The 19930-nt window shown below is 41.2% G+C and carries 17 protein-coding genes; 2 read left to right on the top strand and 15 right to left on the bottom strand.

Features of this window, described 5'->3' with window-relative positions; genetic code table 11:
- Nucleotides 1-10: 10 nt before the first annotated feature.
- The 6 genes from spxR to FOA33_RS03890 form a co-directional block, all read right to left on the bottom strand.
- A complete protein-coding gene (spxR, locus tag FOA33_RS03915) occupies nucleotides 11-1288 on the bottom strand; it encodes a CBS-HotDog domain-containing transcription factor SpxR (protein ID WP_221160710.1) in 1278 nt (425 codons plus the stop codon).
- The gene (locus tag FOA33_RS03910) at nucleotides 1281-1832 is read right to left on the bottom strand and encodes a GNAT family N-acetyltransferase (protein WP_007519468.1); all 552 of its coding nucleotides are present in this window, start codon (nucleotides 1830-1832) and stop codon (nucleotides 1281-1283) included. The genes spxR and FOA33_RS03910 overlap by 8 nt, the downstream gene beginning before the upstream one ends.
- Before the next feature lie 15 nt (nucleotides 1833-1847).
- Nucleotides 1848-3107, bottom strand: coding sequence for a UDP-N-acetylglucosamine 1-carboxyvinyltransferase (locus FOA33_RS03905; RefSeq protein WP_221160709.1), 1260 nt, complete (start codon nucleotides 3105-3107; stop codon nucleotides 1848-1850).
- Nucleotides 3108-3266: 159 nt separating this feature from the next.
- Nucleotides 3267-4772, bottom strand: a complete 1506-nt coding sequence (gene pyk / locus FOA33_RS03900; RefSeq protein ID WP_001042796.1) for a pyruvate kinase — start codon at nucleotides 4770-4772, stop codon at nucleotides 3267-3269.
- 64 nt (nucleotides 4773-4836) lie between these two features.
- Nucleotides 4837-5844 (bottom strand): 6-phosphofructokinase, encoded by a 1008-nt coding sequence (gene pfkA / locus FOA33_RS03895; RefSeq protein ID WP_000820880.1) that lies wholly within the window; start codon nucleotides 5842-5844, stop codon nucleotides 4837-4839.
- An 81-nt stretch (nucleotides 5845-5925) separates the two neighbouring features.
- Complete coding sequence (locus FOA33_RS03890; protein WP_221160708.1) at nucleotides 5926-9027, bottom strand: DNA polymerase III subunit alpha; 3102 nt, start codon at nucleotides 9025-9027, stop codon at nucleotides 5926-5928.
- A 385-nt stretch (nucleotides 9028-9412) separates the two neighbouring features.
- On the opposite strand from FOA33_RS03890, the gene FOA33_RS03885 reads away from it, so the two are divergent.
- Together FOA33_RS03885 and FOA33_RS03880 are read left to right on the top strand one after the other, a co-directional pair.
- Nucleotides 9413-11686, top strand: a complete 2274-nt coding sequence (locus FOA33_RS03885; protein ID WP_221160707.1) for a Xaa-Pro dipeptidyl-peptidase — start codon at nucleotides 9413-9415, stop codon at nucleotides 11684-11686.
- Nucleotides 11687-11704: 18 nt separating this feature from the next.
- Complete coding sequence (locus FOA33_RS03880; protein WP_007519472.1) at nucleotides 11705-12175, top strand: arginine repressor; 471 nt, start codon at nucleotides 11705-11707, stop codon at nucleotides 12173-12175.
- Nucleotides 12176-12210: 35 nt separating this feature from the next.
- On the opposite strand, the gene FOA33_RS03875 is transcribed toward FOA33_RS03880, so the two are convergent.
- The 9 genes from FOA33_RS03875 to dnaG form a co-directional block, all read right to left on the bottom strand.
- Nucleotides 12211-12375 (bottom strand): hypothetical protein, encoded by a 165-nt coding sequence (locus FOA33_RS03875; RefSeq protein WP_000502578.1) that lies wholly within the window; start codon nucleotides 12373-12375, stop codon nucleotides 12211-12213.
- Nucleotides 12376-12384: 9 nt separating this feature from the next.
- On the bottom strand, nucleotides 12385-13695 hold the full coding sequence (obgE, locus tag FOA33_RS03870; protein WP_009730069.1) for a GTPase ObgE: 1311 nt from the start codon (nucleotides 13693-13695) through the stop codon (nucleotides 12385-12387).
- Nucleotides 13696-13766: 71 nt separating this feature from the next.
- Nucleotides 13767-13901 carry a DUF4044 domain-containing protein gene (locus tag FOA33_RS03865; protein ID WP_000863851.1) on the bottom strand — a complete coding sequence of 45 codons (135 nt, stop codon included), beginning with the start codon at nucleotides 13899-13901 and terminating at the stop codon, nucleotides 13767-13769.
- 30 nt (nucleotides 13902-13931) lie between these two features.
- Nucleotides 13932-14120 carry a PspC domain-containing protein gene (locus FOA33_RS03860; RefSeq protein WP_000735791.1) on the bottom strand — a complete coding sequence of 63 codons (189 nt, stop codon included), beginning with the start codon at nucleotides 14118-14120 and terminating at the stop codon, nucleotides 13932-13934.
- Nucleotides 14121-14140: 20 nt separating this feature from the next.
- Nucleotides 14141-15466, bottom strand: a complete 1326-nt coding sequence (locus FOA33_RS03855; protein WP_221160706.1) for a glycosyltransferase family 4 protein — start codon at nucleotides 15464-15466, stop codon at nucleotides 14141-14143.
- Nucleotides 15467-15474: 8 nt separating this feature from the next.
- A complete protein-coding gene (locus FOA33_RS03850; protein ID WP_045616994.1) occupies nucleotides 15475-16518 on the bottom strand; it encodes a glycosyltransferase family 4 protein in 1044 nt (347 codons plus the stop codon).
- 112 nt (nucleotides 16519-16630) lie between these two features.
- Nucleotides 16631-16960, bottom strand: a complete 330-nt coding sequence (locus tag FOA33_RS03845) for a metal-sulfur cluster assembly factor (protein ID WP_221160705.1) — start codon at nucleotides 16958-16960, stop codon at nucleotides 16631-16633.
- 14 nt (nucleotides 16961-16974) lie between these two features.
- Nucleotides 16975-18084: an RNA polymerase sigma factor RpoD gene (gene rpoD, locus FOA33_RS03840; protein ID WP_000201892.1), complete on the bottom strand. Its 1110-nt coding sequence runs from the start codon at nucleotides 18082-18084 to the stop codon at nucleotides 16975-16977.
- 2 nt (nucleotides 18085-18086) lie between these two features.
- Nucleotides 18087-19847 (bottom strand): DNA primase, encoded by a 1761-nt coding sequence (dnaG, locus tag FOA33_RS03835; RefSeq protein ID WP_221160704.1) that lies wholly within the window; start codon nucleotides 19845-19847, stop codon nucleotides 18087-18089.
- Nucleotides 19848-19930 lie beyond the last annotated feature (83 nt).

Here is a 19930-nt window from a genome sequence, read left to right as displayed (position 1 = left end):
CTCCTAGATTCTAATTAATTTTAACCGTAACATTTGCTTTTGAAACAATCTGATGACCATGATAAATATCATAATCAATAATAGCTGAGCGTCTCGTGTGGTGAATAATCCGAGCCTGAATCCGCAAAGTATCATCTATCTGCACAGCCTGCAAGAAATAAATTAGCATCTGCTCAATGATGAGATTACGTCCGCTATTCACAACTAGGTCTTGGGTCATATGGTTGAGGATTTCAGCCAAGACTCCATTAGCAAGGACACCATTTTTCTCCAACATGAAGGGCTCAACAGTTATGACGACTTCATCATGATGATAAGATAGTTTCTGCCCGATTTGCTCTGAGAAAGTTGGCAAGGCAGAAACTTGGGAACGGCTCATCTTTTCCATGACATCTCGTCGTGTTACGACACCGAGTAGGGTTTGGTTGCTTCTGACAACGGGAACCATCTCAAAGTCTTCTGCAATCATTCGTTGACTGACATTGGCAATATTGGTCGCTAAACCTGTTACGAAGATACTGCGCGTCATCACCTTGTCAATCGTCGTGCTGGGAGACTTGTCTCCTGCGTCACGCATAGTAACAACCCCAACAACCACTTGGTGTTGGTTAACGACTGGAAAACGGCTACTTCTGTTCTTACGAACTAAGTCTAGATAGTCTTTGACTGTATCCGTTTCTCTCAAAAAACCATACTCATGACTGGGACGATAGAGCTTTTCAACTGTCAGAATATCGGTTTTGATTTGAACATTTGAAAGGGCCTTGTTAATCATGGTTGCTACTGTAAAAGTATCATGTTTACTTCTCAGGACTGGAATATTTTTTTTATTGGCCAACTCAAGAACATCATCCTGAACATGAAAACCACCTGTAACGAGGACCGCATTTTCATTTTCCAAGGCTAGAAGTTGAATACGAGTACGGTCACCTACGATCACAAGACCACCATCATGGAGATAGGACAGGATATTCTGCTCTGTCATGGCCCCAATGGAAAATTTGCTAAACTCTCTCTCTAGCCCTTCCTGGCCGGCTAAAACTTCAGAGGAGGTGACTTCAGCAATTTCAGCATAGGTTAGCCGTTCAATAGCCACTTTTTTTGGCTTAACTCGTATGGTTCCACTACGTGGTCGAGTTTCAACGATGCCACGATTTTCAGCTTCTTTGATAGCTCGGTAGGCGGTTCCATCACTAACACCTAGATGATTAGAGATACTGCGAACACTAACTCTTTTCCCAATTGGCAACTCTTCCAGATAGGACAAGATTTCCTGGTGTTTACTCATTGAATTCTCCTTTTATATATCGAAATTCAAGATAGTCTCTCATTTTTCGTGTATAGCGGTCGCTCCCCTTAAACTGTCGGACGAGACTAAATCCCGATTTTAAGGCTACTTTTTGACTAGCCTGATTCTCCAGATGAGTGATGATGGATAATTGTTTTAAACCAAATTCTTCAAAGGAAAGCTGACAAAGTTTGGTAACTACTTCTGTCATATAACCTTGTGACCAAGAATCTTTTTTTAAGAAATAACCAATTTCTGCTTCTTTTTTGATTTCATCAATCTTTTCAAATTTAATAGAGCCAATCATTTCCTGATTTCCTTGGAGACAAATTGCCCAAACACCTAGAGGAGCCTTCATAAAATAGTTGGCAAGCGCGTATTGACTTTCTTCTAAACTTGATTGACTGGGAAAAATAAACTGCAAATTTTCTGGATTGGAAGCAATCTCGTAAAATGCTTGACTGTCACTAAAAAAGAAAGGACGCAAATACAAGCGCTCCGTTTCAAAAAAAGAAAACATTGCTAATTTGGTCCAAATATTCATAATCACCTCAACGGTTTAGTCTTCAATGAGTGTAATATCCGCTCCGAGACTACGTAATTTCTCAATAATATCTGAGTAGCCTCGCAGGATAAACTCAATATTTGTAATTTCAGTTTTACCTTCAGCCATCAAGCCAGCAATAACAAGCGCTGCACCAGCTCGCAAGTCTGTAGCTTTTACGCTTGCCCCGTGCAATCTACGACCACCATTGTAGATAATATGATCATTTGTAGTCGTAATATCCGCATCCATTTTTGCTAATTCAAAAACATGGTTAACACGTTTTTCATAGATCGTATCAATAATGGTTCCACGACCTTGAGCAGTCAGCAATAGCGGAGTTATAGGCTGTTGCAAATCGGTTGCAAATCCAGGATAAGGAGCTGTTTTGATATTGATGGCCTTCAAATCAGACTGTTCTTCAACGAAGATACTGTCTTCTGAGACCGTCATACGAACACCCATTTCCTCTAGTTTTGCGATAAAGCCTTCTAAGTGCTCATAGAGAACATTGTTAATACGAATTCCTTTTCCTATCGCTGCAGCAAGTGAAATATAGGTCCCCGCTTCGATACGGTCTGGAATAACTTGGTGACGAGTTCCATGAAGTTTCTCGACACCATCAATAATGATAATATCAGTCCCTGCACCACGAATATGAGCCCCCATGTTGTTCAATAGGGTAGCAACATCGATAATTTCCGGTTCACGAGCCGCATTTTCAATGACAGTACGTCCCTTAGCTTTGACCGCAGCAATCATAGTGTTAATCGTTGCACCAACGCTGACGGTATCCATGTAAATACTTGCTCCGTGAAGTCCCTTACCTTGGGCAGATAAATTCATATTATCTCCCTCATAGCCGACCTTAGCACCCATGGCTTCAAAGGCTTTTAAGTGAAGGTCAATCGGACGAGGCCCCAGATCACATCCACCAGGAAGTCCAACTGTAGCTTCACCAAAGCGACCTAAAAGACTTCCGTAGAAATAATAAGAAGCACGCAAGCTATTAATCTTACCATAAGGCATAGGAATATTTTGAACGCCTCTTGGATCGATTTCCAAGACATCGTCATAACGCTTAACAGTTGCCCCCATAATCTCCATGATTTCGACAAGACTAGCAACGTCTGAAATATCTGGAACACAATCTAAAGTGACAATATCATCTGATAAGATAATAGCTGGAATAAGTGCTACAACACTATTTTTAGCACCACTAATGGTGATCTCACCTTGCAATGGACGTCCACCATTGATGACAATTTTTCTCATGTTTTACTCTTTCAAAATTTACTAAAAAGGTCTTTTCGTTCTATTATACCATAATTTTCATTTTTTTCCCATTCTTATTGATTAAACATTCCATTTCGATAAAAAAAGGCCTATCACACAAGCGATAAAGCTTGATATGATAGGCTTTGTAATGTTAGATTAGCGTACAGTGCGGATGCGCATTGTGTTTGTACGAACAGCTTCTCCAACTGGTACACCTGCAACGATAACGATATCGTCACCAGATTGTACAAGACCTGCTTCAACTGCTTTACGTTCAGCGATTTCGAACATATCGTCAGTTGATGATGGAGCATCTGTCAACATTGGGATAACACCCCAGTTCAACATCAATCCACGTTCTGTCAATTCGTCAAATGTCAATGCCAAGATATCAGCATTTGGACGGTATTTAGAGATCAAACGTGCAGTGTGACCAGTCTTAGTAAGAGTTACAACCAATTTGATGTCCATTGAGTTTGTTGCATCTTTAACTGCTGAAGCCATAACTTCTGTCTTAGAGTTACGTTCAAATGAATCTGAGTTCAAACGTCCGTATTCGTTAAGAAGAGTTTGAGCGTTCTTGTCAATTGTAGCCATTGTTGTAACTGACTCAAGTGGGTATTTACCATTTGCAGACTCACCTGAAAGCATTGTTGCGTCAGTTCCGTCGATAACAGCATTAAATACGTCTGATACTTCTGAACGAGTTGCACGTGGTTTTTCAGTCATTGTTTCAAGCATGTTTGTTGCTGTGATAACAACTTTACCTGCTGCGTTCACTTTAGTAATAATCATTTTTTGGTAAACTGGAACCATTTCAAATGGTACTTCGATACCCATGTCACCACGAGCAATCATGATACCGTCAGCAGCTTCAATGATTTCATCCAAGTTATCGATACCTTGTTGGTTTTCGATTTTAGCGAACAATTGAACGTGACCGTTACCAGTTTCTTCACAGATTGCACGAACTTCGTTAACGTCTTTTGCAGTACGGACGAATGAAATCGCGATGAAGTTAATACCTTGTTCAAGACCAAAGCGGATATCATCGTTATCACGTTCAGCAAGAGCTGGGAAAGGAATTTTAGTATTAGGGATGTTTACACCTTTTTGTTTAGCGATCACACCGTCATTTTCCACTTCAACTACAAATTCACGAGTTGCATCGTCTTTTTCTACAACGCGAAGACCAAGTTTACCATCGTCAACCAATACTTGGCGACCAACTTCAACGTCATCATAGATGTCAAGAGCACCAGCAACGTTTAAAGCAATCACTTCACGAGTTGATTTGATTCCTTGTTTAGTTGCAACACGGATTTTTTCACCAGTTTTGTATGAGTACTCTTTAGCTTCACCTTCGAACAATTCAGTACGGATTTCTGGTCCTTTAGTATCAAGAAGGAAACCAACTTTTTTACCTGCAAGTTTTTCTGCAAGTTTAACAGTTGCCATACGTTCACCTTGTTCTTGGTGGTCACCGTGTGAGAAGTTGAAACGGAAAGTGTTAGCTCCTGCTTCAATCAATTTAGCAATGTTTTTTGCTGAAGCTTCAACGTCAAGTTTTTCACCCCAGTATCCGTCATCACCAAATTTTTTTCCACCACGGATTTCAACCGCAGGACCCAAAGTTGCAACGATTTTTACACGTTTATTCATGATTTGTGACTCCTTTATATAATTTGACCTTTTATGGTCATTTTACCAGATTAGTTAAAGTTGATTATGACAAGCTCTTGTTCAAGCTAGCAAGTCCAAGGTCAGCTTTGTGAGGGTTGTTAACAACGATTTTGCCGTCAGCTGTTAGGCTGAACAAGGCTCCTTCTTCTGCTGTTCCAAGAATTGGATTCTCAACCATTTTTTCGTTACGGATACCAACAGCGACACCACCGATTCCTTGTTTGAGAAGTTTAACAGCGTGTGCTCCCATACGTGACGCTAATACACGGTCACGAGCGGTTGGTGAACCACCACGTTGGATATGTCCAAGTTCAGTCACACGAAGGTCACTAGTATCTCCTGCTTCCTTGAGTTTCTTACCGAATTCATCGGCTGACATAACCCCCTCGGCCAAAACGATGATGTTGTGTTTTTTACCACATTCATAACCAGCTTTGATACTAGCTACGATATCTTCCATCTTGAAGCCTTCTTCAGGGATAATGATTTCATCAGCACCAGTTGCAATACCTGCCCAAAGTGCGATATCACCAGCATTACGTCCCATTACTTCAACAACGAAAGTACGACGGTGACTTGATGATGTATCACGAATCTTATCGATTGCATCCATTGCGGTCGTAACTGCAGTATCAAATCCGATTGTGAAGTCAGTACCTACGATATCGTTATCGATTGTACCTGGAAGCCCGATAGCAGGGAATCCATGCTCAGTCAAGCGCATAGCTCCGTGATAAGAACCGTCACCACCGATAACAACGACACCTTCGATACCGTGTTTTTTCAACTGCTCAATCCCTTTAAGTTGACCTTCAAGTTGTGCAAACTCAGGGTAACGAGCAGAGTGAAGGAAAGTACCACCACGGGAAATGATGTCTCCTACTGAAGCAGCATCAAGTGGATAAATTTCGCCGGCAACCATACCTGCATATCCATCATAGATACCAAATACTTCCATTCCTTCTGAGATTGCTTGGCGAACTACTGCACGGATGGCAGCATTCATACCAGGGGCGTCTCCACCACTGGTCAAAACAGCAATACGTTTCATTTGGTTTTTGCTCCTTTTCCTTTTAACATTCTTACTGATTATACCACATTTAAATCGAAAATTCTTCTATTTTTCGTATTTTTAGCGATAAATCGTTTTCATGGTGATTTCCTTTAATTTCTCCTGTAAGGCAAGCTCTTTTTTTACAAAATGCCGTGTAGAAACAACTGTTTTTTGCTCCTCTTCATACCTGATAATCACAGGAATTGGGCCTTTGTATTGTTCTAGGATATTTGAAATCTCTTTATCGTATTCATGATTTTTAACTTGAATCCAGAATCGCTCCGCCACTGCTTCTTTCAAATCTTGTGCAATCATTTGCAGACGACCATCTCGGGATTGAACCTTGCCATTGATGTAGTAAAATTTCCCTTCGGATAAAATGGGAGCATATTTTCTATATTGGTCTGAAAATACGGTTACATCCAACCGAGACTTACTGTCATGAACCTGTAGGAAAGCCATGTTCTCGCCCTTCTTGGTTCGAATCACTTTTAGTTTTTGCAATTCAACTAGGAGAGTAGCTTGAGCTCCCTCAGTAAGATTAGCAATTGACACCGTCGGATAAATGGCTTGTTTGGCAAGAGTTTGGAGAGGATGGGCACTGATACCTACCCCAATCAGTTCCTGCTCCTTGTAAAATTTCTCTGCCTCAGTAAAATCATCAGCTTCAGTCCAACTATAATTTGTATCCGCAAAGAGACCTCCTAACTCCTCAACAAAAACAAATAAGTTTGGTAGGTTCACTAAGACTTTCTGACGATTCTTGTCAAATTCATCAAAAAGCCCCAGTTCAACCAAAGGAGTCAAAAACGACAGTTTCTTGTAATTCTTGGGAAGACGTGTGACGAAATCTTCCACACTTGAAAAAGGACGATTTTCGATGATCCAGTAAGAAAAATCTCTTGGCATGCCCTTAATGGCTTTTAGACCAAGATATATTTTATTCTGAGCAATTTTATCGTGATAGGGAATGCTATTGATTGCTAACGGGGCTACTTCAAAGCCCATCTGCAATGCATCTACAATGTAATCGCTACTGGAATAATTCAACATGATTTGGAAGAAAATAGCAGGATAATGCGTCTTGAAATAGGCTAGCTGGAAAGCCAGCGCTGAGTAGGCATAGGCGTGGGATCTGTTAAATCCATAGCCTGCAAATTTTTCCATCACTGCAAAGACTTGGTTGGCTTTTTCTTCTGTATGCCCAAGTTTCATAGCTCCAGAGATAAAATCTTCCTTCATCAAGTGCATCTCTTTAGCATTTTTCTTACCCATGGCTCGTCTGAGAATATCAGCTTTACCAAGACTGAAACCTCCAAAGCGCTGAGCAACCTGCATGACCTGCTCTTGATAGAGCATAATGCCATAGGTTGATGACAGAATGTCCTCCAAGACAGGATCCAGCACCGTCACCTTTTCTTTGCCGTGCTTCCGAGCGACAAAGTTATCAATATAATCACTAGCTCCTGGTCTGTTGAGCGAGGTTGTGGCTACTACCTCTTCAAAGACTTGTGGCTGAACTCGTTTCAAGAGTCGAATGGCGCCAGGTTGTTCAAATTGGAAAATCCCCTTGGTATTTCCAGCAGCAAAGAGGGCCAGCGTTTCCTTATCTTCCAAATCAATCTCTTCGATTCTCAGATGAACACCCTCTGACTCAGCAAGTAATTCCTGCATTTTTTGGACAAAAGTCAAGTTACGCAGACCTAGGAAATCCATTTTTAGAAGTCCATTGGCTTCAACTGCATGTGCATCATATTGAGTGATTAGCATATCCTCACCATATTTGAGCGGGATATAGTCTGTCAGATCTTGGTCACTCATAACGACTCCTGCAGCATGAATAGAGGTCTGACGAGGATATCCTTCTATCTTTCGAGCAATCTCAAAAGCTTTTTGGTATTCAATCTTGCTATTGATAATCTGCCTAAACTGCAAATTCTTTTCATAGGCCGTCGTTAGCGTATCTCGGAAACTGATTTTTTTCGTAATATTTGTTAATTCGTACTCTGGAACGCCATAGCGTTTGAAAACATCACGAATCGCTTGTTTTGCTCCAAAGGTCGAATAAGTGACAATCTGTGCCACATGTTGACTACCATAGCGATCACGAACATAGCGAATAAACTCCGGTCGATAAAGGTCAGGGATGTCGATATCAATATCAGGCATGGTGTAGCGCTCACGATTTAAAAAGCGTTCGAAAATCAGGTTCTTTTCAACCGGATCAATCCCTGTGATATCCAGTGAGTAAGCCACCAGACTACCAACCGCAGAACCACGCCCCATACCCATGTAATATCCTTGGGAACGTCCAAAACGGAGCAAATCCCAAACTACAAGGAAATAGTCGTCAAAGCCCATATCATGAATCACAGCTAATTCCTCATTCAATCGCTCACGATAGATAGCTGAGGTTAGCCCCTTGTCACTCAGGCCTTGCTCAGCCCTCTCTCGAAGTTCTTCTACTGCTGGTCTTTCAGGATTAAAGCGAGGGAGTTTTAAACTTGGGTCGATTTGATAGCTTACATTCTCTATCAAATCCTGGAGATTGGCAAGTGCCTGAGGGAAGCGATTCATAAAACGTGCTCCCAAGTCTGAGGCAGGTAGAAAAATCCCCTGTTGTGAATTCAGATCCACTTCTCTTAGGCTGACATTATCCTTGACTGCTGACAAGATTTGTAAAACTTGAATATCTTCTTTTTCAAAAGAGTTGACTTGATACAGTGGAAGAATGGATCTAGTAAAGACTTCTTGAGGAGTATCTGGACTGACACCGATAAAATAATCAAACCCCAAATCCAGCTGTTCGACCCCATTAAAATAGGGAACAATAACGGCAACATCTTCGAGGTGGGAGGTGAAGTCAGACCAATTTTTCCGTCCAGTCATTTTTAAAGTGGATAACTTCATCAACTCTTGGTAGCCTTTAGTGGATAGGGCTAGAAAACGAAGAGAGAGATTCTCCTCATCTTTGATCAAGTTCATTTCAAGACCAATTAAAGGTTGGATTCCATATTTTCGAGTAACTTCTAGAAAATGATAGGCTCCATAGAGATTATCCACATCCATAATAGCAAGGTGAGAATAGCCATACTCTTTAGCCGTTTGTACATATTTTTCAATCGAAACCACACTTTCCATAAAACTATAAACAGTCTTGGTGTCAAGCTGTGCAATCATTTCTTCTCCTCCTTGCTTTCGTTTTACTACTATTATACCATTTTAAGTTGGATATTGAAGCAACTCGGATGCTTTCTTTTCAACATCAGCATTTACAACCTCTCCGTCTTTCTTCCCTTTAATTTTTAATATTATAAGATGGATTTGAATATCATTTAGACATTTTTATACTAAGTAAAGTATAATAAAGTCAGACTCTATATGCAATTTCACATATAAAAAATTCTAAGAAAGGGCTTTTTATTATAGTATTTATTCATCATTTTATAATAACTTACTAAATAGGTATTCCGCTTCACGAAATTTCTTGCATTAAAGTTTATTTATTCCATTTTTCCTTATTTTTTGATATAATAAATTCAGTCTGTTTTCAAAGGAGAGAACCATGCGTTTTAATCAATTTAGCTATCTTCCGACCACTAGTTCTCAACAATTAGATGAACTAGCAAGTCTTGGTCTGGAATTGTCACCTCAACTGCCCTTAAAAAAGCAATTTGAAGACTTCATCCGTTGGAGTTTTTTCACTTATTCTAACACGGATTATGCCTTATCCACTTTGGCCGCGGATAACGAAACAGATCTATTAACTTTTTTCCAATCAGAGCGTGATTTAACTGCTGATGTTTTCTACACGGTAGTTTTTCAACTTTTAGGGTTTAACTATCTTGTTGACTTTGAGGACGCCGAACAATTTCGTAAAGAAACTGGATTTCCTATTGTTTATGGAGATCTCATCGAAAATCTTTATCAGTTACTCAATACACGAACTAAAAAAGGAAATACGCTCATCGACCAACTTGTTAGTGACGGACTCATTTTAGAAGACAATCACTACCACTACTTTAACGGTAAGAGCTTGGCAACCTTCTCTACTCATGATGTCATTCGTGAAGTCGTGTATGTCGAAAGTCGTGTGGATACTGATAAAGACGGTCTCCCTGACTTAGTCAAGGTCAGCATTATTCGCCCACGTTATGATGGACAGATTCCTTCAGTTATGACTGCCAGCCCTTATCACCAAGGGACCAACGTCAAAGCTAGCGATAAAGCTCTCTACAAAATGGAAGGAGAACTTGAGGTCAAACCTGCCCACACCATTGAGCTTGAGGAGCCTAAGCTGAATTTAGTCGAGCCTCTCGGCCAAGCTGAACTCGTCTCTGAAACTGAAGAAAAGTTAGCTCATATCAATAGCTCATATACCCTCAACGACTACTTCCTCCCACGAGGATTTGCCAATCTCTATGTATCGGGTGTTGGTACTAGGGATTCCCAAGGTCTCATGACTAATGGGGACTACCATCAAATTGAAGCATATAAAAACGTGATTGACTGGCTTAATGGTCGTTGCCGGGCTTTCACGGATCACACACGCAGACGCCAAGTCAAGGCCGACTGGTCAAACGGAAAAGTCGCAACAACAGGAATTTCCTATCTAGGCACCATGTCCAATGGTCTTGCCACCACTGGTGTTGATGGCCTGGAAGTGATTATCGCTGAAGCAGGAATTTCCTCTTGGTACAACTACTATCGTGAAAATGGTTTGGTGACCAGCCCAGGAGGCTATCCAGGTGAGGATTTTGACTCACTTGCTGAATTGACCTACTCCCGTAACCTCCTAGCCGGTGACTATATCCGCGCTAATGAAGCTCATCAGGCAGACTTAGAGAAGGTTAAAGAGAAACTCGATCGCAAGACTGGTGACTACAATCAGTTTTGGCATAACCGCAACTATCTGCTCAATGCTCATAAGGTTCAAGCTGAGGTCGTCTTTACGCATGGTTCTCAAGATTGGAACGTCAAACCTCTTCATGTTTACCAGATGTTTCATGCTCTTCCAACTCATATCAATAAGCACCTCTTTTTCCATCATGGTGCCCATGTCTATATGAACAATTGGCAGTCAATTGACTTCCGCGAATCCATGAATGCCTTGTTAAGTAAGAAATTGTTAGGACTTGACTCATGCTATCAACTCCCTACTGTCATCTGGCAGGACAATACTGCACCGCAAACATGGCAGAGCCTTGACGACTTTGGCAAACAGAATAAACTGCATACTTTCCCACTTGGAACTGAAGAAAAAGTAATTCAAAACCAGTATGATCAAAAAGATTTTGAGCGTTATGGCAAGACTTACCAAACCTTCAACACAGAACTTTACCAAGGAAAAGCCAATCAAATCACCATTGACCTTCCAGTAAGTCAAGACATTCACTTAAATGGGCGAGTGGAGCTGAAACTTCGTGTTAAATCAAGTACAAACAAGGGCTTATTGTCTGCCCAACTCCTCCAACTAGGACAACAGAAGTACCTTCAACCCTATCCAACAGTTCAATCAGTCCGAACAATTGACAATGGTCGTTACCACATGTTAGAAAATCTCTGTGAACTGCCATTCAATCCAAGTGCTCAACGTGTCATCACTAAAGGCTACCTCAATCTTCAAAATCGAGATGATCTCTTGACAATCGAAGAAATCCAAGCAAATGAATGGATGGACTTCAAGCTAGAGCTTCAACCAACTATTTACAAACTTAAGGAAGGAGACATCCTCCGCTTAGTGCTCTACACAACAGACTTTGAGATTACAATTCGAGATAATACAGACTATCACTTGACTGTTGATTTAGCACAGTCTACTATCACTATTCCCTCATAAAAGGAGCTATTAACACTTATGAACAAATCTGAACACAGACACCAACTTATTCGTGCCCTCGTTTCAAAAAATAAAATCCATACCCAAGCGGAATTGCAAGCCTTGTTAGCCGAAAACGATATCCAAGTTACACAGGCTACCTTATCACGCGATATCAAAACCATGAACCTTTCAAAAGTTCGCGAAGAAGATAATTCTTACTACGTGTTAAATACAGGCTCTATCTCCAAGTGGGAAAAACGTCTTGAAAATTATATGGAAGATGCTCTTGTTATGTTGCGTCCTGTCCAACACCAAGTTATTTTGAAAACTTTACCCGGTTTAGCCCAATCATTTGGATCTGTAATTGATTCCTTGGACTTTCCAGATGTCATTGCAACGCTTTGTGGAGATGATGTCTGCATGATTATCTGTGAGGATGCTACAAAAGCGCAAGCTTGTTTTGAAAGTCTTAAAAAATATGCACCACCATTTTTCTTTGGTGAATAACACAAATCCCGTGATCAAAAAATCACGGGAATTTTTTATTTCTTGGACTGTGTTTCTTCTTTCTTTGTACGTGCTAATCGAAGGGCACGTTTAGGGTTGAGACGATTAAACAATTCTTCTAGTTTCTTTTCATTCCATACATCTGCTGCAGAAACAAAATTTCCATCTGCATCTCGGAATGATATCGGTTTATCTCCCATATCAATCTCCTAGTCTACAAATTCAAACTCAAATTTACCGATGCGAACCAAATCACCATCTTTGGCTCCACGCGCACGAAGGGCTTCATCAACCCCCATACCACGAAGCTGGCGGGCAAATTTCATAACTGATTCGTCACGGTCAAAGTTGGTCATGTTAAAGAGTTTCATGAGTTTTTCACCAGAAAGTACCCATGTCGCATCATCATCACGACTAATCTCAAAGGCTTTTTCTTCCTCGTGAAAACCGTAGTACGCCTCTTCTTCCATATCAGACTCATCATAGATTGGAAATTCTGGAGTCTTGTCTAACAATTCAGCTGTCGCATCCAAAAGAGTTGACAAACCTTGCTTGGTCAATCCAGAAATAGGGAAGATGGCTGGAAGTTCCTCAAACTCGTCGTAGTTTGCTGCTAACTTTTCCTTGAAAGTTTTAAGATTTTCCTGACTTTCAGGCATATCCATCTTATTGGCTACGATGATCTGCGGACGTTCCATGAGACGAAGGTTGTAGGATTCCAATTCTTTATTGATAGCAAGGTAATCCTCGTAAGGATCACGTCCTTCGCTAGCTGACATATCGATGACATGGAGGATAACTCGTGTACGTTCGATATGACGGAGAAACTGGGTTCCAAGACCAACACCTTGACTAGCCCCTTCAATCAAACCTGGAAGGTCAGCTACTGCAAAAGATTCACCTGACTGTGTACGAACCATACCCAAATTAGGGACAATCGTCGTAAAGTGGTAAGCACCGATTTTGGGTTTAGCTGAAGTAATGACACTGAGCAAAGTTGACTTGCCGACAGATGGGAAACCGACTAGACCAACATCTGCTAAGATTTTCAATTCCAGTTGCAACTCACGTTCTTGACCTGGCTCTCCATTCTCAGAGATTTCAGGCGCAGGATTTTTTGGTGTTGCAAAACGGATATTCCCACGACCACCTCGACCGCCATGAGCCACGATAAATTCTTGACCATGTGCAATCAAGTCTGTAATGACTTTACCTGTTTCTGCGTCACGTACAGTAGTTCCCTGTGGCACACGAACACGAAGGTCTTCTGCACCACGTCCATGCATCCCTTTGGTCATTCCTTTTTCACCAGAATCAGCCTTGAAATGACGGTTATAGCGGAAATCCATCAAGGTACGCAAGCCTTCGTCTACTACGAAAACAACGTTACCTCCACGTCCACCATCACCACCCCAAGGACCGCCATTCGGGACATATTTTTCACGGCGAAAGGCAACCATGCCATCGCCACCATTACCAGCCTTGACCTTAATCTTGGCTGTATCTAAAAACATACTCATATTTTCTTCTCACTTTAAAAAGGCTGGGGAAAACCCAGTCATTAGTTATTGTTTCTATCCTCGCAGCTTGCTTAGAATCTGCTAAATGCTCCAAGCGCTGTCGCAAAGATACCAGCAAGGGTTACAAACAACATGATGAGCACGACAACAAGCGTCACTTTCTCAAACAATGTTTTTTTACGTTTCCCATTATCTCCAAAAGCCATAACTTCTCCTTTTCACTTTATAATTCTAGTTTAATAGTCTGTCGAAACTGGTGCAACCACCCATAAAATGATGTAAGCAAGGATTCCTGCTCCATAACAAAATGCAAGAACACCCCAAACAACACGAACAATTGTTGGGTCAATATCAAAATAATGGGCAACTCCTGCACAGACTCCACCAATTATTTGATTTTTTCCACTTCGCATTAATTTTTTCATAATATTTTCCTCTTATTCTATTATTTGAATTCATCTTTCCAATAATCTCTGATGCTGGATAATTGCTTCCGAGAAGCCCGCAAAATACGCTTAGACTCTTTTACTGGACTTGTAACAGCCTGTTGGGGTAGATATAAAATCGTTTTCAAGAAGCGTTGACTGACAGGTTTTCCATCATGTAATTCATGTTCAAAGTTATTTGAGATAATGGCATCAAGATAAAACTCATGTACTCGTTTTCCAAAGTTTTCAGCCGAAATTTCGTACAACTTATCCGCCAACTTTTGTTCAGACATATCCGGAGTAGCGATTAAGGCTTCAAGGATGGCCCCTGCTAACTCCTGTTCTCCATAGTAGAGGGTTCCAAACATTTTATCACTGATCAGGTTATCAAGATAAGGATTGCCATGAGCAATGACGGGCGTTCCACTGGCTAAACTCTCTAGATAAGTTAATCCTTGGGTTTCACTAGTAGAGGCAGAGATGAAGAAATCTGCAGCCTTATAGTATAAAGCTGTCTCACTTGGAGCAACCATCCCTGTAAAAATCACATGTTTTTGCAGGTTTAATTTCACTGCTTGCTCTTTCAGACTGTCCAGATAAGGACCGTCTCCAGCAACAACCAACTTCACCTTGTCTTCTTCTTTCAAAACCTCAGCAAAGGCATTTAGGACTGCTTGGATATTCTTCTCAAAGGAGATACGAGAAAGACTCAGTAGCATTTTCTCGTCTTCCTGAATACCTAACTTCGAACGAAGTTCTTGCAAGTTTTCCTCTTTAATCTCAGGTCGTTCAAACTTAGCTAGCTCAATTCCGGTTGGAATGACACGTTTTTCAACCTTCACTTTGTATTTAGATAAAAGGTCCCGAACAATCTCGCTAGGGCAGATTACTCCATCTACATCACGAAGGAAACCACGTACCAGATATTTTACCATACTTGGACGAATCAACATCCCCTTAGCAATGTAATGCACATAGTCTTCATACTGGGTATGGTAAGTATGGATAACTGGAATTCTCAATTCTCTTGCAATCCAAATCCCTAACAAACCAAGTGAAAATTCTGTCTGGGTATGAATGATATCGAGTTGATACTGCTTGGCGATTTCAAGTGCCTTTGTAAAACCTCGATAGGCAAATCGTCGATCTTTAAATGCAAAGAAAGGGACGCTTGGAATTCGAATAATTTGCCAATCCTCGTAGCGGTTCACATCTTTATCTGTTGTTGTAAAGATAAAAACTGCATGGCCTTGCTTCTCAAGCTCTGTCTTCAAGGTTCGAATACTGGTCGCAACCCCGGAAACCTGAGGAAAATAGGTGTCTGTAAATAAACCAATTCGCATAGATTACCTCACTTTTTACCTAGAGCAGCCTGTTCCCGATAAAATTTTAACCAAATTCCCAGTAAACGCTCTTCTGAATACTGCTTGGATATCCTTTTAGCTTTTTCTTTCAATTCTTTCAACGCTTCAGGATTTTCTTTATATTCTAGGATTGCTTCTCTCATCTCAAAGACATCACTTGTAGCACGATAATCTCCCTCAAGAATGACCTTATACAGGTCCAAATCCCTTAACATAATAGGAGCCTCGCAACTAGCTGCCTCTAAGATGGTCATAGGGAATAGTTCATTATAGCTAGGTAGTAAGAACAAATCAGCTAAAGCATACAGTTCCCGCATCCTCTCCGGTGACACAATACCTGGGAAAATTAGATTTTTAGGTGGATTGTCCATAATCTTCTTATAGCGTTCATAACCATCTGTTATTCCACCAAATGAAAAACCACCAGCCCAGATAAAGGTAATTTCTGGCAATTCTTCAGCAAGACGGATAAAGTCATCTATCCCTTTTCGTTTCTGAACCTGACCCGCACCAACCACGACAAACTGATCTTTTGCAAGATCCATTTCTTCACGAAGTTGTGCAACTTGTTCAGCTGGTAATGGATGCCATTTTTCTTTATTTACAAAATTGGGAATATAAGTTATTTTTTCTCGTGGAATACCCGCAGCAACTAGATCCTCGATAAACATGGGATTAACCACCACCAAGTGTTCCATCCGATTGTAAAAGGAAAAAACATAGCGTTTGACAATCCCTTTTAAGAAAAATGGAATTTTCAAACTCCCCTCGAGTGTCTCAGGTAAGAAATGCACATAGCCAACTTTTCTCCCAGAGCGTTTCTTTTGAAATGTAGATAAATAATAAGGGAAATCAATGGTGTGAAAGTGGGTTACATCTGCCTCTACAGGAAGATTCTCCGTAACAATCAACTGATCTTTAGCATCACGATGAAGGAGACTCACCAATTCACGGTAGGCTCCTGACACTCCTTGACCAGCCACTTTTTCACTTGAACTTAGCATATTAATACGCAATTTTTTGTTTTCCATACTACTCATTATACCATTTTATTTTAAGAAAATCAGTAAAAGAAAGAAGAGACCAGAGGAAAATGGAGGAGCCCCTCTCTTTTCCAATCGTCTCTCGCAATTTTCCAATCGATTACTTAATTCCTAGGGCGATACGCGCATAGCGACTCATTTTTTCAACCGTCCATGCTGGATACCAGACCAATTTGACTTCGATATTGGTTACCTCAGGAACCTCTGTCATCGCATCGTGTATCTGGTCTGTTAAGAGATCAGCCAGTGGGCAACCCATAGTTGTCAAGGTCATATCAATTTCAGTGTGACCTGTTTCACCATCAAAACGAATCTCATAAATCAAACCTAAGTTGACAATATCAATTCCCAACTCAGGGTCGATGACCTCTTCCAAGGCAGTCAAAATACGAGTTTTAATCGTTTCAATTTGCTCTTCTGTATAAACCATATTATTCCTCACTCTTAGTCTTCAATAAAATCACGAAGGGGCTTGCTGCGACTTGGTTGGCGCAATTTTCTCAAAGCCTTGGCCTCAATCTGACGGATACGTTCACGAGTCACATTAAAGACTTTACCAACATCTTCAAGAGTACGCATTTTCCCATCATCTAGCCCGAAGCGCAAGCGCAAGACGTTTTCTTCACGATCTGTGAGAGTATCCAAGACTTCATCCAACTGCTCACGTAAGACGATTCGAGTTGTGTAGTCTACTGGATTTTCAATCACTTCGTCTTCGATAAAGTCCCCAAGATGACTATCGTCCTCTTCACCAATCGGTGTTTCAAGCGATACTGGTTCTTGAGCGATTTTTAGGATTTCACGGACCTTGTCAGGTGTCATATCCATACGCTCAGCGATTTGTTCAGGTGTCGGATCTTGTCCCAATTCTTGAAGGAGGTTACGCTGTTCACGAACCAATTTATTGATAGTTTCAACCATGTGAACAGGGATACGGATGGTACGCGCCTGATCAGCGATGGCACGAGTAATCGCCTGACGAATCCACCAAGTTGCATACGTAGAAAACTTAAATCCTTTTGAATAGTCAAACTTATCCACGGCCTTCATCAAGCCCATGTTTCCTTCTTGAATCAAGTCAAGAAACTGCATGCCACGTCCTACATAGCGTTTAGCGATGGAAACCACCAAACGAAGGTTGGCTTCCGCAAGACGTTGTTTAGCTTCGATATCACCTGCTTCAACTGCTAGAGCCAATTCTTTTTCCTCTTCATTGGTCAAGAGAGGAACAACCCCAATTTCCTTCAAATACATACGGACAGGGTCATTAACCTTAGCAGAAGTTGAACCAATCAAGTCCTCATCACTGAGTTCTGGTTCTTCTTCTGCACTAAGGACACGTGCACTTGGATTCCCTTCGTTATCCGTGATAGAAATTCCAGCATCCTGAATCCGTTGCAAAAGGTCTTCAATGCCGTCTGCATCCAGGGTAAAAGGAATAACCAGACTTGAATTGATTTCGTCGTCTGTTGCTGTTCCTGTCTTTTTGTGGTTACGGATAAAATCTGCTACTTGCACATCAAATGTAGTTACTTCTTTTTGTTTTGTTGCCATTATTACTCCATTCTTCTCTTTTGGGAAATCAATCGTTGCAATTCTTCCAAGGCTGTGTCTGTATCTCCTACATGACTAGCTTCCTGCACTTTCTTTTTAATTCTTAAGTTGTCCTTGCTGAGGAGGGCACGGTTTCGAGTCGCTTCGACTTCCATTAGCTCTTGAGGCGATATCTCAGCTGGCAAATCCAAGCTAAGCACGTGGTACCAGGCATTTTCAACCTCAGGCGTCTGATGAGAAAGCTCCTCTGAGCCGATTTCTCCCTGCTCACTTAATAATTCGTAAAGAATCTGAAATTCTGGGGTATCAAAGAAAAAATCTTCTCTTAATCGATAGTCATTCAAAACAACTGGATTCTCAGCCATCCTATAGAGGAGATGAGCCTCTGCTCTCATGACTGCTGTCAGTTGCCGCGTTACAGGTAAACTAATCGCTGCCGGAGGTTGCTCCTCTTTGACTCTTTCCTGCCTCTGAACAATGCGACTTTCATTTACAATCTGCTCCACCTGCTGGTAATCAAAGGAAGGGAGATTATCTGCTAGAATGTGGATATAAGAATTCTGGGCAGTGATAGACTTTTCTTTGGCGATTAGGGGCGCAATCTTTTCAATGAATTCGATTTGCGCCTGCAAGTTATCACTATTTTCCGGCTTGAGCTGGTAAATATAGAACTCTATAGGACTAATCCGGGTCTTGGTTAAAAGGTAAGCCAGGTCTTCAGCAGAATTCTTTTGCAAATACTCATCTGGGTCCATGGCATCAGGTACTCGAACAACCTCCACTGAAAAGTCTTTTAACTCCTCTAGTGCCTTGGCTGTTGCTGCCTGTCCTGCCTTGTCGCCATCATAGCTGAGAACAATTTTTTTGGTAAAGCGTTTGAGGTGGTCAACATGCTCCTTACTTAAGGCTGTCCCCATAGAAGCCACAGCATTTTCTATACCAGCACGGTAGGCTGCAATCACATCCATGAAGCCTTCCATCAGATAGAGCTCTGTAATCTTACCTGTTCCCTTTTTTGCCTTGTCCAAATGATACAATTCGTAACTCTTGTTAAAAATTGCAGTCGAGCGACTATTTTTGTACTTGGCAGTCTGACTATCCGTTTCTTGCCAGATACGACCTGAAAAGGCAATAACCTGCCCCTTGTCATTGGTCAATGGAAAGATGATACGTCCGAAAAAGGTATCATAAAACTGATTACCATCTGACAGATAAAACAAGCCAGAATCCAATAAATCCTTTTCCTCAAACTTGTCAGATAAACGTTGGTAGAGATAGGTTCTCTCTGCTGGAGCCAGTCCAATTTGAAAGTGCTTCAGAACATCATCCGTCAATCCACGTTTGTAGAGATAAGCCCTTGCTTCTTCTCCCATCTTGGTCGTCATGAGAATTGCATGGTAAAAACGGGCAGCTTCTTCATGCATATCATATAGAGCTTGATGAGGCGAAGCCTGTTGAGGACGAGACTGGACAGGCATGGCTAATTGAATACCAACGCGCTCCCCTAAGAGCTGAACAGCTTCCATAAAGGACACACCTTGGTACTCTTCGATGAACTTAAAGACATCTCCTGAACGACCACATCCAAAACAGTGATAAAACTGCTTGTCTTCCACAACGTTGAAAGAAGGGGTCTTCTCACCATGAAAAGGACAGAGCCCTAAATAGTTCCGTCCAGCCTTTTGTAAAGAAATCACGTCGCCTATGACTTCCACAATGTTGGTATTGTTTTTGATTTCTTCAATAACTTGCTTGTCAACCATACACAATACCTCCATCTTATCATAGTTTTACGTTAACTAGTATAGCTTATTTCTGAAAAAAAGTAAACCATTTCATACGCTTT

The organism is Streptococcus cristatus (assembly GCF_019685515.1).
In the GTDB taxonomy this organism is placed as follows: Bacteria; Bacillota; Bacilli; order Lactobacillales; family Streptococcaceae; genus Streptococcus.
Note: the sequence above shows the minus strand (reverse complement) of the source record. Positions and strands in the feature narration are given on the sequence as shown.